Origin of the sequence: Pseudonocardia sp. Ae331_Ps2, from assembly GCF_001932405.1 — a bacterium.
Lineage (GTDB): Bacteria > Actinomycetota > Actinomycetes > Mycobacteriales > Pseudonocardiaceae > Pseudonocardia.
In genome coordinates this window covers 3,300,748-3,313,628 of record NZ_MCIM01000001.1, presented here as the reverse complement: position 1 = coordinate 3,313,628, position 12,881 = coordinate 3,300,748, and the positions used below count along the sequence as shown (strand labels likewise).

Below are 12,881 nucleotides of genomic sequence, written 5' to 3'. Positions count from 1 at the left end.
GTGTGGTCGTCCTCCCCGACCGCCAGGCGGCGCCGTCGCCGGACCCGGAGTTCGGCGCGCAGACGCGACCACCGACCGCCACGACCGGGTGGCCGTCCGCACCGCCCGGGGCCGGTCCGCGCGGCGGCGACGAGGATCGACGTCGATGTCCGAGTCGAACCTCCTCCTGCTCGTGACCGTCCTCGCGGTCGTGCTGCCCGTCGTCGTCGCGGTCGTCGTCACGGTGGTCACCGTGCGGCGGATCCGGCGCGATCCCCGGCGGCTGGGCAACGCCTACTGGCTGCTCGCCACGGCGGTGCTCCTCGGGTGGGTGCTCTCGATCGCCGGGTCGAGCGGCAACCCGGTGTTCGGCGCGCTCGTGCTCGCCGTGGTGCTGTCGCCACTGATCACGCTGGTGTTCGCGGTGTTCTGCGTCCTCAACGGCGCGGTCATGCTCCGCCGGGAGCGTCTCTCGCTCGGCAACTCGCTGTCACTGCTCACCGGCCTGGCGATCATCGGCCTGCTCGTCGCCGTCTGGCCGGTGCTGGCGCTGGACTCGCTCGTGCTGCGCGCGCTGTGGCTGGCCTGCCTGCTCGCGGCGGCGTTCCTGGCGTTCCAGTTCGCCGCGTTCCTCGGCTACGCGTGGCTCCACCGGTGGCTGGTGCGCGACCGGCCCGCGGACTGGGTGGTCGTGCTCGGCTCCGGGCTGCACGGCAGCGAGGTGCCACCGCTGCTGGCGTCGCGGATCGCGACCGGGATGGACGAGCTGGCCCGGCGTCGCGCCGGGCGGCTGGTGCTGTCCGGCGGCAAGGGCGACGACGAGCGGCTCGCCGAGGGCGAGGCGATGGCCCGCTGGGCCGCGGCGCACGGCGCCGACCCGGCGGTGCTGACCGCGGAGACCGGCTCGCGGACCACCGAGGAGAACCTGCGGTTCAGCTCGGCGCTGGTCGGCGACGGCCCCGGGGTCATCGTGACCAGCAACTACCACGCGTTGCGGGCCGCGCTGCTGGCCCGGCGGCTGGGCATCGACGCCCAGGCCGTCGGGGCGCCGACCGCAGGCTACTACTGGCCCAGCGCGGTGCTGCGCGAGTTCGTCGCCGTGCTGCGCGAGTACCGAGTGGCCAACGCGGTGCTGCTGGCGCTGGTCGCCGTCCCGGTACCGCTGGCGCTCGTGCTGCTCGCCGGCTGAGCCCCGCTCAGCTGCCCGCGGTCGTCGGGGACGGCGGCGGCAGCGGCGGGCACTGCTTGTCCGACCGGTCCCCGCCGGTCCGCTTCGGCAGCACGCCGGTGAGCAGGTAGTCGGCGACCGCGTCGTCGGTGCAGGCGATCCCCGACAGCGACGACGAGTGGGTGTGCCCCCCGACACCCTCGATCAGCGACGAGCCGGGGAAGGTCCGCCGGGCCTGCAGCGCGCCGGCGTAGGGGGTGGCTCCGTCGTAGGTCTCGGAGATCAGCAGCGGACCGGTCTTCAGCGTCCCGGCGACCTTCGGGGCGGGCCCGGGCTTCACCGGCCAGTCCCGGCAGGGCGCGTTGTACCAGGCGTTGCCCCAGGTCTCGAACGGCGCCTTCCGGTCGGTGGCGGTGTTGTCGCGCTTCCAGGTGGCCCAGTCGCGCGGGAACGGGGCGTCGGTGCACTGGGTGGCGAGGTAGACGGCGTAGTTGTTGTCGTCGGTCGGCGAGCCAGCCTGGTCGAAGGCGGCCTTGAGCGTCGCGGCGTCCTTCTTCGCCCCCGCGACGAACGCGTCGGCGACGGAGGTGTACTCCGCCACGTTGTAGCCGGCCCGCAGGAAGATGTCGGTCCACTCCGAGGAGCCGATCTTCCCGCCCAGCGGGGCCCTCCGGAACTCGTCGTAGAGCGCGTAGAAGCGCTTCTCGACGGCGTCACCGGTGTTGCCGAGGTGGTAGACGGCATCGTTCTTGGCGACCCAGTCGAAGAAGGTCTCGATGTTGCGCTGGAACGCGACGTCCTGGTTCAGGTTGGCCCGGTACCACCAGTCGCGGGGGTCGACGACGCCGTCGAGGACCATCCGGCGGACCTTGTCCGGGAACATCGTCGCGTAGACCTGGCCGAGCAGCGTGCCGTAGGAGAAGCCGTAGTAGTTGATCTGCTTCGCGCCGAGCGCCTGGCGGATCAGGTCCATGTCACGGACGGTGTCCTCGGTGCGCAGGTGCGCGAGCAGCTCGCCGCCGGCCTTCCCGCAGGCCTGGGCGTAGGCCTTGGCCTTCGGGAGCCACGCCTTCTCGGCGCCGTTCTCCGGCCGGTAGTCCGGGCGCGCGTAGCCGCCGTAGTCGGGGTCGCAGCTGAGCGCGGGCCGGCTGGTGCCGACCCCGCGCGGGTCGAAGCCGATCCAGTCGTAGGCGGCGCCGGCGTTCTTCGGGACGGCGGCGCCGAGCCGGGACAGGCCCAGCCCGGGGCCGCCCGGTCCGCCCGGGTTCACGAGCACGACGCCCTGGTACTGCGCCTGCGGGACGGTGTGCCGGATCCGCGAGACCGCGATCTCGATCTTCTTGCCGGCGGGCTTCGCGTGGTCCAGCGGGACCTTCAGGAAGCCGCACTCGGCCTTGGCCTGCTGCAGCGACGGGCTGGTGCACGCGCCCCAGACGATGCCCGCCCCCGGCGGGGGCGGCGCGGGTGCCGCCGGCGCGGCGACGGCGGGACCGGCGGTCCCGAACGTCACCCCCACGGCGACGAGCAGCGTGATGATCGTCCTGCGCACCGGCTCCACCTCTCCGGGCGCACGCGCCCGCCCCCCGACCGAGAGCCAGACCGTGCCACCGGCGACGCTGCGTCCACAATCGCCACGCCCGACGGTAGCCCGAACGGATCAACGAGAAACGGACGTCTCAGCCTCGACCGCCACAACCTCCGACGAGCGCGCAGGTCGCGCACCGTGCGGACGGCACCAGTCCCTCGATGACGTCCGCGGCCGCCGCGGCCCCGCCGGCAGCACGGGCGCTCGCCTTCTCCTCGGCGCAGCGGCGAGCGACCTCCTCCGACGACGACACCCGCAGCACCGCGTCGCGCAGGCTCTGCGGGGTGACCGCGTCGGCGGGCAGGTGCTCCCCCACCCCCAGCGCGGCGATCCGGTCGGCGTTCCCGAACTGGTCCACGGCCTGCGGCACGGCGACCATCGGCACCCCGTGCCAGAGGCCCTCGGTGCAGCCGCCCATCCCGGCGTGGGTGACGAACGCCGACGCGTGCGCCAGCACCGCCAGCTGCGGCACCCACTCCCGGACGGTGACGTCGTCGGGGATCGCGCCGAGGTCGGCCGGGGAGACGTGCGGGCCGGTGGCCAGCACGGTCTGCCAGCCGGTGCCGGTCATGGCCTCGATGCAGTCCCGCCAGAACGCGGGCCGGTCGGTGTAGGCCGAGCCGAGCGACACCAGCAGCAACGGGGCCTTCGGCTTGGGCCACAGCCCCTGGTGGGAGCGGTCGCCGATGACCGGGCCGACGAAGGTGTAGCGGTCGCGGTCGACCCGGTCGAGCTCGGGCTGCATCGCCTCCGGGATCAGCACCACCGAGCGGTCCGGCCGGCCGAGGAACTCCCGGTTCCCGACGCCCGCGCCGACCTCGTCGAGCCAGGCGTCCAGCTCGGCCCGCCAGGCGAGCCCCTCCGGGGTCTCCAGGAACGCGAAGGCCTCTGCCATGTCGGCCTCGAAGCCGTCCCAGGCCACCATGTGCGGGGCCAGCTCGATCCGCGGGATGCCGCGGACCCGGGAGAAGGCGTGCCCGGCCCAGCCGGAACCGTCGTAGCAGACGACGTCGGGGTGCTCGTACTGCAGCGCGTCGGCGATCTGCGCGTAGGCGGAGCGGGCCTCGGCGGAGAACAGCCGCATCGCCACGACGCCGCCGTCGGGCCACTGCTCGCCCTTCGCCGGGTCGGGCAGGTCGGTGCGGATCCGCAGCGGGGTCGCCCCGGTCGCGGCGACGGCCTCGGCGAACCGCTCGGAGACCGGGTAGGTGACGCGGTGGCCACGTGCGACCAGCTCGGCCATCACCGGCAGGTTCGGGTGGACGTGGCCGTGCGCGGCGGTGGTCGACATGAGGACGTGCACCACCCGAGTGTGCCTTGACCGGCCCGGGACGCGCCGACGAGTATCGCCGGATGGCCCGGCTGCGCTGCGACGTCGTCGCCGACTCCCTCGGACTGGCCACCTCGGTCACGGTGCTGCTGCCCCAGCCGTCGCGGACCCGGATCGGGGGCGGGGTGCGCGACCTCGACGCCCCGCCGCCGGTGCTCTACCTGCTGCACGGCCTGTCCGACGACGACACCGCCTGGACCCGCTACACCTCCGTCGAGCGTTACGCCGACGAGCTGGGGCTGGCCGTGGTGATGCCGCAGGTGCACCGCAGCTTCTACACCGACCAGGCCTACGGCGGCCGCTACCGCACCTGGGTGACCGAGGAGCTGCCCGCGCTGGTGGCGCGGTTCTTCCGGGTGTCGGCCGACCCGGCGGAGACGTTCGTGGCCGGGCTGTCGATGGGCGGCTACGGTGCGCTGTCCTGGGCGCTGTCCGAGCCGGACCGCTTCGCGGCAGCGGCGTCGCTGTCCGGGGCGCTGGACCTCGCCGCGCTGGCCGCGGGTCCGCCGCGCGAGGAGGACCCCCGGATCTGGGAACGGATCTTCGACGGCGCCCCGGTGGCCGGGAGCGACGCCGACCTGTTCGCGCTGCTCGACCGGCTCGACCCGGGAGCGGCGCCCGCCCTGTACGTGTGTGCCGGGACCGAGGACCCGCTGCACCCGCAGTCGGTGCGGTTCGCGGAGCGGGCCCGGGCCGCCGGGGTGGCCGTGACCTCCTCGTTCGGCCCGGGCGAGCACGAGTGGGGCTACTGGGAGGCCCGGATCCGCGACGTCCTGGACTGGCTGCCGCTCCCCCGCTGACCCCGCCCCGGTCCCGCGGCGTTCGACCGTCGCGGCCGGCGTCGAGCTGCACGTTTCCGCCCTGCGCGGGGCGGAAACGTGCGACTCGGCGTCGGCCGGAGTGCGGGCCTCGGCGCGGTGAGGGCAGGGCGGGGCGGGGCGTCAGCGGGGCGCGGGGACCAGGCGGACGGGCTCGCCCGCCGCGGGGTGCAGGAGCAGGGCCTCACCGTCGGTCTCGACGCGGACGGCCCCGGAGACCCAGCGCGCGACCGGCACGTTCTCGCAGCCGATCAGCGTGCTGGGGCCCGCCGTCGCGCGCAGGGCGCCGTCGCCGCCGAGGGTCCACTCGCCGCTCTGCCCGTTGCAGCCGTCCGAGCCGGTCCAGGTGCCGTCCGGGGCGAACTCGGCGAACGCGCGGCCCTGCGCGGTGCCGTCGGCGGGCAGCCAGCGCACGCCGGTGAGGTCGGAGGCCTCAGCGGCGCGCGGGCCGTCGCGGTCCGCCGCGCCGTCGGGATCGCCGTCGGGATCGCCGGCCGCACCGCAGCCGGACAGGACGAGCGCGGCGGCGGCGAGTGCGGCGAGTGCAGTTGTCCGGTTCGTCACCTCCCCGGTGTACCGGATCGCGGCCCCGGCCGGGGCGGTCAGCTCCCGGCCTCGTCGTCGCGGTGCGCGGCACCGATCTCGAAGGCGGGCAGGCAGACGGCCACGTACTCCGCCCCCTCCGGACCGGGCGAGCTGTAGCGCACCCACTCCCCCGGCGCGGTGTGCACGGCCTGCCCGGCGGCCACGGTGAGCTCGCCGCCGTCGTACTCGACGCGCAGCGCGCCCCGCAGGACCAGGGTGTACTCGTCGAACTCCGGGGTCTGGCCGGGCTCGGCCCAGCCGGACGGGCTGCGCATGTGGGCGACCGACACCGCGTCGTCGCCGGAGTTCACCCGGCCCACGTACTCGTCGATGGTCTTGGGCGGGGTCCCGGCGGCGGTGACCCGGCTGGCGTTCTCGATCAGCTTCGGCACCGCACCATCCTGCCGCCTCAGTGCTCGGCGGGCGGTCGGGGTGCGGGCAGCGGTGGCGCGGGGCGCCCGTCCACCGGCTCGGCGGGGAACGGTCCGCCGTGTGCGGACAGGTCGATGCACACCGACCAGGCGGGCAGCGCGACGAGCACCGTCTGGTCGGCACCGGGCCGCATCGGGTGCCGGTAGTGCGCGGCGACCCAGCTGCGGTTGCGCCAGTGCCCCTCGACCCGGACCACGCCGACCACCTCCCGTGGTGTCCCCGCGGGACGACCGCGACCGTACCCCGCGGGAACCGCCCCGGGGGAATACCCTGGGGGGGTATGAGCGCTCCAGCGGGCGTCCACGACGTCGGGAGGTAGACGATGCACGGCGAGCCACGGGCGGCCTCGGCCCCGCAGGAGCACGGGACGCACCCCGGGGGTGGTCACGGAGGGCACGCCGACCACACCGGACACGGACACGCCGACCACGCGGCGGCGTTCCGGGACCGGTTCGTCGTCGCGCTGGTGCTCGCCGTCCCCGTCGTCGGGTTCAGCGCGATGACCGGGATGCTGCTCGGGTACACGCCACCGACGTGGTCGGCGTGGGCCCCACCGGTGCTCGGCACCGTGATCCTCTTCTGGCCGGGGTGGCCGTTCCTGTCCGGCGCCGTCGCCGAGATCCGGGCGCGCCGGCCCGGGATGATGCTGCTGATCGGCATGGCCGTGGGCGTCGCGTGGGTGGCGAGCCTGCTGAGCTCGCTCGGCGTCGGCGGGCTGGACTTCTGGTGGGAGCTGGCGCTGCTGGTCGTGATCATGCTGCTCGGGCACTGGCTCGAGATGCGTGCGCTCGGCCAGGCGTCCGGAGCCCTCGACGCACTGGCCGCGCTGCTGCCCGACACCGCCGAGCGGATCGGGGCCGACGGCACGATCGGCGCGGTCGCACCGGCCGACCTGACTGTCGGCGACGTCGTGCTGGTCCGGTCCGGCGCCCGGGTGCCCGCCGACGGCACGGTCGTCGACGGTGCTGCCGAGGTGGACGAGTCGATGATCACCGGCGAGTCCCGGCCGGTCGCGCGCGGGACCGGCGACCGCGTGGTCGCGGGCACCGTCGCCACCGACTCCGCACTGCGGGTCCGGGTCGACGCCGTCGGCGAGGACACCGCGCTGTCGGGCATCCGCCGCCTGGTCGCGAACGCGCAGGCCTCGCGCTCCCGGGCCCAGGCACTCGCCGACTGCGCGGCGGCGCTGCTGTTCTGGTTCGCCGCGGGTGCCGGGGTGGCGACCTTCGCCGCGTGGACGCTGCTCGGCGACACCGCGCAGGCGGTCACCCGTACCGTCACCGTGCTGGTGATCGCCTGCCCGCACGCGCTCGGGTTGGCGATCCCGCTGGTCATCGCCATCTCCACGGCCCGCGCGGCGCGGTCGGGGGTGCTGGTCACCGACCGGCTCGCGCTGGAGCGCACCCGCACCGTCGACACGGTGCTGTTCGACAAGACCGGCACGCTGACCACCGGCAGCCCCCGGGTCGTCGGGACCGCGGGCGCCGAGCAGACCCTGGCCCTGGCCGCCGCCGTCGAGGCCGACAGCGAGCACCCGCTGGCCCGGGCGGTCGTCACCGCGGCCGGCGGGCGGGACGTCCCGGTCGCCGAGGGGTTCCGCTCGTACACCGGACGCGGTGTCTCCGCGACCGTCGACGGGCGGCCGGTCGCGGTGGGCGGCCCGGCGCTGCTGCGCGAGCGCGGTCTCGGTGTGCCCGCGGAGCTCGCCGGCGACGTGCGCCGGTGGGGCGACGACGGCGCCACCGTGCTGTACGTGGTGACCGGTGCGGAACCCGGCGAGGTGGTGGGCGCGCTCGCGCTCGCCGACGCGGTCCGCCCGGAGTCCCGGGCCGCGGTCGACGCACTGCACGCCCGCGGTGTGCGGGTCGTGATGCTCACCGGCGACGCGCGCCCGGTCGCCGAGGCGGTCGCCCGCGACCTGGGCGTCGACGAGGTGGTCGCCGAGGTGCTGCCCGAGGGCAAGGACGAGGCGGTGGCCCGGCTCCAGGCCCGCGGCGCGGTCGTGGCGATGGTCGGCGACGGCGTGAACGACGCCCCGGCGCTGGCCCGGGCCGACGTCGGCATCGCGATCGGGGCCGGAACCGACGTCGCCGTCGCCTCGGCCGGGGTGGTCCTCGCCTCGTCCGACCCGCGCGGGGTGCTGTCGGTGATCGCACTGTCCCGCGCCGGGTACCGGAAGATGCTGCAGAACCTGTGGTGGGCGGCCGGCTACAACCTGGTCTCGGTGCCGCTCGCGGCCGGAGTGCTCGCCCCGGTCGGGTTCGTGCTCCCGCCCGCGGTCGGTGCGCTGCTGATGAGCCTGTCGACGGTCGTCGTCGCGCTGAACGCGCAGCTGCTGCGCCGGGTGGAGCTGCGCCCGGACCGGCTGGTCAGCTGACCCGCGGTGGCGCCGTCGTCGCCCGGACCACCAGCCGGGTCGGCACCTCGACATCACCGGGGACATCACCGGAGACGCCGCCGGGGACGCCGCCGCCCAGCGCGGCGAGCAGCGCCCGGGCGGCGAGCTCACCCTGGCGGCGAACCGGCTGGGCGACCGTGGTGAGCTCGGCGACGGCGGCCGAGTCGTGGTCGTCGAACCCGACCACCGACACCTGTCCCGGCACCGTCACGCCGGCGCGGCGCAGGGTGCGCAGCACGCCGACTGCGAGCTCGTCGGACATCGCGAACACCGCGGTCGGCATCACCGGCAGCGAGAGCAGCTCGGCGGCCGCGGCGTCGCCGTCGGCCACCCCGGCCCCGGTGGCGACGACCGGGCCTCGGGGGCGCCCGGCCTCGGCGTGCGCGTCGGCCCAGCCGTCGCGCCGGTCGGTCGTCGTGGCGCGGCCGTTGGCCTCGTCGGGGTCGAACGACACCAGCGCGACGCCGCGGTGGCCGAGCCCGAGCAGGTGACGGACGGCGGTCCGGGCACCGGCGCGGTCGTCGATGCCGATCCGCGGCCGCCCGGGCATGTCCCCGCCGAGTACGACGACCGGGATCCCCAGCGCGTCCAGCGCCGCGGCCTCGGTGGTGTCGATGGCCGAGGCGACGACGATCAGCCCGTCGGCGCGACCGCGCACCGGCAGCGGCGCGAAGAAGTGCGCCCGCGCCTGCGGGTCGCCGAGGTTGTGCAGCTGGGTGACGTGCCCGGCCGCGGACAACACGCCCTCCACCCCGGCGACGGCCTCGGCGAAGAACCAGCGGGTCGGGAAGCGGGCGAGCACGGCGACCGTCAGCGGCCGGACCGGGACGGAGTAGCCGAGGGAGGCCGCCGCCCGCCGGACGCGTTCGCGGGTGTCGTGCGAGACGGGGGTGCCCTCGCGCAGGGCGCGCGACACCGTCGCCGGCGAGACCCCGGCGAGCTCGGCGACCCGCCGGACACCCACCCGGCGTACGACCTCGCGCACCGGCTCGTCCGTCACGGGGGTCATCGTGCCCGCCTCTCGACAGCGGTTGCAACCGGATGAAACACTCTGCAACACCGCCCCGCCCACGATCCGTCCCCGGGAGCATCATGTCCGTGCACGAGCAGGACTGGTGGCGCAACGCCGTCGTCTACCAGGTCTACATCCGCAGCTTCGCCGACGGGAACGGCGACGGGACCGGTGACCTCACCGGCCTGCGCAGCAGGCTCGACCATCTCGACCGGCTCGGCGTCGACGCGATCTGGATCAACCCCTGGTACCCGTCTCCGCTGGCCGACGGCGGCTACGACGTGGCCGACTACCGCGCGATCAACCCGATGTTCGGCGACACCGCGCAGGCCGAGGCCCTGATCGCCGAGGCGCACGAGCGCGGCATCAAGGTGCTGCTCGACATCGTCCCGAACCACCACTCCGACGAGCACGTGTGGTTCCGGCAGGCGCTGGCCGCCGGCCCCGGCTCGCCGGAGCGCGAGCGCTACATCTTCCGCGACGGCCGCGGCACCGACGGCGCGCTGCCGCCGAACAACTGGCAGTCGATGTTCGGCGGGTCCGCGTGGGAGCGGGTCGTCTCCCCCGACGGGACCCCGGAGCAGTGGTACCTGCACCTGTTCGACATCCGGCAGCCGGACGTGAACTGGGAGCACCCGGAGATCCGCGCCGATTTCGAGGAGACACTGCGCTTCTGGTTCGACCGGGGTGTGGACGGGTTCCGCGTCGACGTCGCGAACTCGATGGTGAAGGAGCCCGGGCTGCCCGACATCGTCGAGGGCGTCAACGACGTCCAGGACGGCAGCCACCCCTACCTCGACCGCGACGGCGTGCACGACATCTTCCGGTCGTGGCGCCGGATCGGCGACACCTACGACCCGCCGCGGGTGTTCGTCGCCGAGGCCTGGGTGCCGGACCCGCAGCGGCTGGCCCGCTACCTGCGCCCGGACGAGCTGCAGACCGCGTTCAGCTTCAACTTCCTCACCGCCGCCTGGCTGGCCGACGACCTGCGCGCCAACATCGACGACGCGATCGCCGAGAACACCCGGGTCGGCGCACCGGCGACCTGGGTGCTGTCCAACCACGACGTCTGCCGGCACCCCAGCCGGCTGGCCCGCAAGCCCGAGGCCGGACGCGGCTGGAACCTCGACGACGTGATCGCCCTGCCCGCCGACCCGGAGCTCGGGCTGCGCCGGGCCCGGGCGGCGACGCTGCTGATGCTCGCGCTGCCCGGCACCGCGTACCTCTACCAGGGCGAGGAGTTCGGGCTGCCGGAGGTCGAGGACATCCCGACCGACCGGCTCGACGACCCGACCTGGGAGCTGTCCGGGCACACCCTGCGCGGACGCGACGGCTGCCGCGTCCCGCTGCCGTGGGTCGCGGACGCGCCGGGCTTCGGCTTCGGCCCGTCCGGCGAACCGTGGCTGCCCCAGCCCGCGGTCTTCGCCCGGCACGCCGCGGACGCCCAGGAGGCCGACCCGGACTCGGTGCTGCACCTCTACCGCGACGCGCTGGCCATCCGCCGCGCCCACCCCGCGCTCGGCGGCGGCACCCTGGCCTGGCAGGAGTCGCCGGAGGGCACGCTGGCCCTGACCCGTACCTCCGACGCCGGCGACGGCGGCTTCACCTGCCTGGTGAACGTCTCCTCCGCGCCGGTGTCACTGCCCGAGGACGCCGAGGTGATGCTGGCCAGCGGCCCGCTCACCGCGCGCGGCGAGGTCCCCTCCGACACCGCGGTGTGGCTGCGCCACTGAGCTGCGGCACTGAGCTGCGTCACTGACCGTCCACACCACGACGGCCGGGCCGGGCGGGTGCCCGGCCCGGCCGTCGTCGGCTCAGGCCACGATGGGCAGCCCGGCGAACCAGACCTCGCGCAGCGTGCGCTCGGTCCAGCGCCAGACCCGCCGCGCGACGACCGGGTCGAGCGCGTGGGCGGCGACCCCGCCCGCCACTCCCGGCCCGACCGGTCCCGCCTCCGCGAGCCCGGCGAAGTAGCGCCCGCTGATCCCCCCGACCAGCGGTGACGCCGCGGCCAGTACGACCGTCGCGGCCCCCTGCTCGGGGTCGACCCCCACCGGGCCGGGGTCGGCGGCATTCACCGCGATCCCGTCGCCCGACCAGCGACGCGCGGCCTCGACCGCGTGCAGCAGCGCTGCACTCCGGGACCGGGCGTGGGCGAGGTGGGCGTCGTAGCGCTGGTCGGAGAAGTGCGGGTCCTCCGGGTCGAACGCCGCGTCCCGGTGGGCGGCGGAGGTCACGGTGACCACCCGGGCGCCGTCGACCGCGGTGAGCGCCCAGTGCAGCCCCGAGGTGAGCGACGCCGGCCCGAGGTGGTTGACGGCCAGGTGCAGCTCCCAGTCGTCGACGGTGCGGGTCAGCGGGGCACCGGCGACGGCGGCGGCGTGCACGAGCATGTGCAGCGGGCCGTCCCACAGCCGCACGAAGCGGGCGACCGAGCGCTGGTCGGACAGGTCGAGCTCGCCGACGGCGACGCGCTCGTTGCCGGTGTCGGCGACGATGCCGTCGCGGGCGACGGCCCCGGCCTCGGCGTCGCGCACGGCGAGGGTGACCTCGGCCCCGGCGGCGGCCAGTGCGCGGGCGGTGGCGAGGCCGACCCCGGTGGTGGCACCGGTGACGACGGCGCGCCGCCCGGTGAGGTCGACGCCGGCGAGGACGTCGGCGGCGGTGGCCGCGGCCGGTGCGACCGGGAGGACGGCGGCCGCCGTCGAGGTGGTCGAGGTGATGGTGGAGACGGGACGGGATCGGTCGGTCGTGGAGCGGAACAGCATGGCGTGATCCCTTCTGAGCACCGGGTACGCGGTCGGTGACGTCGTCGTTGCGTCGCCGTGTCCCCGGGGACAAGTAAGCGGAGGATCCTCCGCATGACTCGGGACTCTATCCGGAGCATCCTCCGGATCGCAAGACGTATCGTGGGATCGTCAGTCCACCCGAGGAGGCACCGTCATGGGCACCAGCACACGTTCCGGCCTGCGCGCGGACGCCGCGCGCAACCGTGAGCTGCTGCTGGCCGCGGCCGTGCGCGCGTTCACCGCGGAGAGCCGCGGCGGCCCCGCCACGACCCTCGACGGCATCGCGAAGGACGCCGGCGTCGGCATCGGCACGCTCTACCGGCACTTCCCGAACCGGGACTCCCTGGTCGAGGCGGTCTACCGCAACGAGCTCGACCGGCTCTGCGCCGCGGCCGAACAGCTGCGCACCGAGCTGCCCGCGGACCAGGCACTACGGGCCTGGATGGACCGCTTCGTCGACTACGTGATCACCAAGAAGCATCTCGCGGACTCGCTGCACGCCCTCGTCGCCTGCGGGCACAACCCGTTCGCCCAGAGTCGCGAGCGGATGGTCGAGGCCGTCCGCCTGCTCCAGCAGGCCGGCGTCGCCGACGGCACCCTGCGCGACGACGTCGACGCCGCGGACGTGCTCGTCGGCACCAGCGGGATCTGCATGGCCGTCGCCGACCCACAGGCTCGCGAGCAGGCCGGACGGCTGCTGGACCTGCTCGTCGACGGCCTGCGTCCGCGCTGAGCCCCGGCCCGGGCACCCGGGGTGATCGTCCGGACACGTAGGATCCGTCCCG

Annotated in this window: 12 protein-coding genes; 5 read left to right on the top strand and 7 right to left on the bottom strand. The window is 75.2% G+C overall.

Annotated elements, in window-relative coordinates:
- The first annotated feature begins 145 nt into the window (after window positions 1-145).
- A complete protein-coding gene (locus Ae331Ps2_RS15980) occupies window positions 146-1,168 on the top strand; it encodes a YdcF family protein (RefSeq protein ID WP_083695620.1) in 1,023 nt (340 codons plus the stop codon).
- Between the two features lie 7 nt (window positions 1,169-1,175).
- On the opposite strand, the gene Ae331Ps2_RS15975 is transcribed toward Ae331Ps2_RS15980, so the two are convergent.
- Together Ae331Ps2_RS15975 and Ae331Ps2_RS15970 are read right to left on the bottom strand one after the other, a co-directional pair.
- Complete coding sequence (locus Ae331Ps2_RS15975) at window positions 1,176-2,696, bottom strand: alpha/beta hydrolase (RefSeq protein ID WP_233147437.1); 1,521 nt, start codon at window positions 2,694-2,696, stop codon at window positions 1,176-1,178.
- A gap of 127 nt (window positions 2,697-2,823) precedes the next feature.
- A complete protein-coding gene (locus tag Ae331Ps2_RS15970; RefSeq protein ID WP_233147436.1) occupies window positions 2,824-4,035 on the bottom strand; it encodes a macrolide family glycosyltransferase in 1,212 nt (403 codons plus the stop codon).
- Window positions 4,036-4,049: 14 nt separating this feature from the next.
- Between Ae331Ps2_RS15970 and Ae331Ps2_RS15965 the strand changes: the two genes are divergently transcribed.
- Window positions 4,050-4,862, top strand: coding sequence for an alpha/beta hydrolase family protein (locus Ae331Ps2_RS15965; RefSeq protein WP_249265260.1), 813 nt, complete (start codon window positions 4,050-4,052; stop codon window positions 4,860-4,862).
- Between the two features lie 141 nt (window positions 4,863-5,003).
- Here the strand turns inward: Ae331Ps2_RS15965 and Ae331Ps2_RS15960 are convergent, their stop codons facing one another.
- From Ae331Ps2_RS15960 to Ae331Ps2_RS15950, 3 genes are read right to left on the bottom strand one after another with little or no spacing between them, the layout of a single operon-like run.
- Window positions 5,004-5,444 carry an META domain-containing protein gene (locus Ae331Ps2_RS15960; protein ID WP_075307973.1) on the bottom strand — a complete coding sequence of 147 codons (441 nt, stop codon included), beginning with the start codon at window positions 5,442-5,444 and terminating at the stop codon, window positions 5,004-5,006.
- A 38-nt stretch (window positions 5,445-5,482) separates the two neighbouring features.
- Complete coding sequence (locus Ae331Ps2_RS15955; RefSeq protein ID WP_060714438.1) at window positions 5,483-5,857, bottom strand: cupin domain-containing protein; 375 nt, start codon at window positions 5,855-5,857, stop codon at window positions 5,483-5,485.
- A 17-nt stretch (window positions 5,858-5,874) separates the two neighbouring features.
- Entirely contained in the window at window positions 5,875-6,093 is a 219-nt protein-coding gene (locus tag Ae331Ps2_RS15950) for a hypothetical protein (RefSeq protein WP_139318798.1), read from the bottom strand.
- Window positions 6,094-6,219: 126 nt separating this feature from the next.
- Between Ae331Ps2_RS15950 and Ae331Ps2_RS15945 the strand changes: the two genes are divergently transcribed.
- Window positions 6,220-8,274 (top strand): copper-translocating P-type ATPase, encoded by a 2,055-nt coding sequence (locus Ae331Ps2_RS15945; protein WP_075307977.1) that lies wholly within the window; start codon window positions 6,220-6,222, stop codon window positions 8,272-8,274.
- Here Ae331Ps2_RS15945 and Ae331Ps2_RS15940 read toward each other — a convergent pair.
- The gene (locus Ae331Ps2_RS15940; protein WP_075307979.1) at window positions 8,267-9,304 is read right to left on the bottom strand and encodes a LacI family DNA-binding transcriptional regulator; all 1,038 of its coding nucleotides are present in this window, start codon (window positions 9,302-9,304) and stop codon (window positions 8,267-8,269) included. The two genes, Ae331Ps2_RS15945 and Ae331Ps2_RS15940, sit on opposite strands and share 8 nt — an antisense overlap.
- 83 nt (window positions 9,305-9,387) lie before the next feature.
- Between Ae331Ps2_RS15940 and Ae331Ps2_RS15935 the strand changes: the two genes are divergently transcribed.
- Complete coding sequence (locus Ae331Ps2_RS15935) at window positions 9,388-11,040, top strand: glycoside hydrolase family 13 protein (protein WP_075307981.1); 1,653 nt, start codon at window positions 9,388-9,390, stop codon at window positions 11,038-11,040.
- Between the two features lie 81 nt (window positions 11,041-11,121).
- Here the strand turns inward: Ae331Ps2_RS15935 and Ae331Ps2_RS15930 are convergent, their stop codons facing one another.
- Window positions 11,122-12,075 carry an SDR family NAD(P)-dependent oxidoreductase gene (locus tag Ae331Ps2_RS15930; RefSeq protein WP_083695618.1) on the bottom strand — a complete coding sequence of 318 codons (954 nt, stop codon included), beginning with the start codon at window positions 12,073-12,075 and terminating at the stop codon, window positions 11,122-11,124.
- A gap of 175 nt (window positions 12,076-12,250) precedes the next feature.
- Between Ae331Ps2_RS15930 and Ae331Ps2_RS15925 the strand changes: the two genes are divergently transcribed.
- Entirely contained in the window at window positions 12,251-12,829 is a 579-nt protein-coding gene (locus tag Ae331Ps2_RS15925; protein ID WP_075307983.1) for a TetR/AcrR family transcriptional regulator, read from the top strand.
- Window positions 12,830-12,881 lie beyond the last annotated feature (52 nt).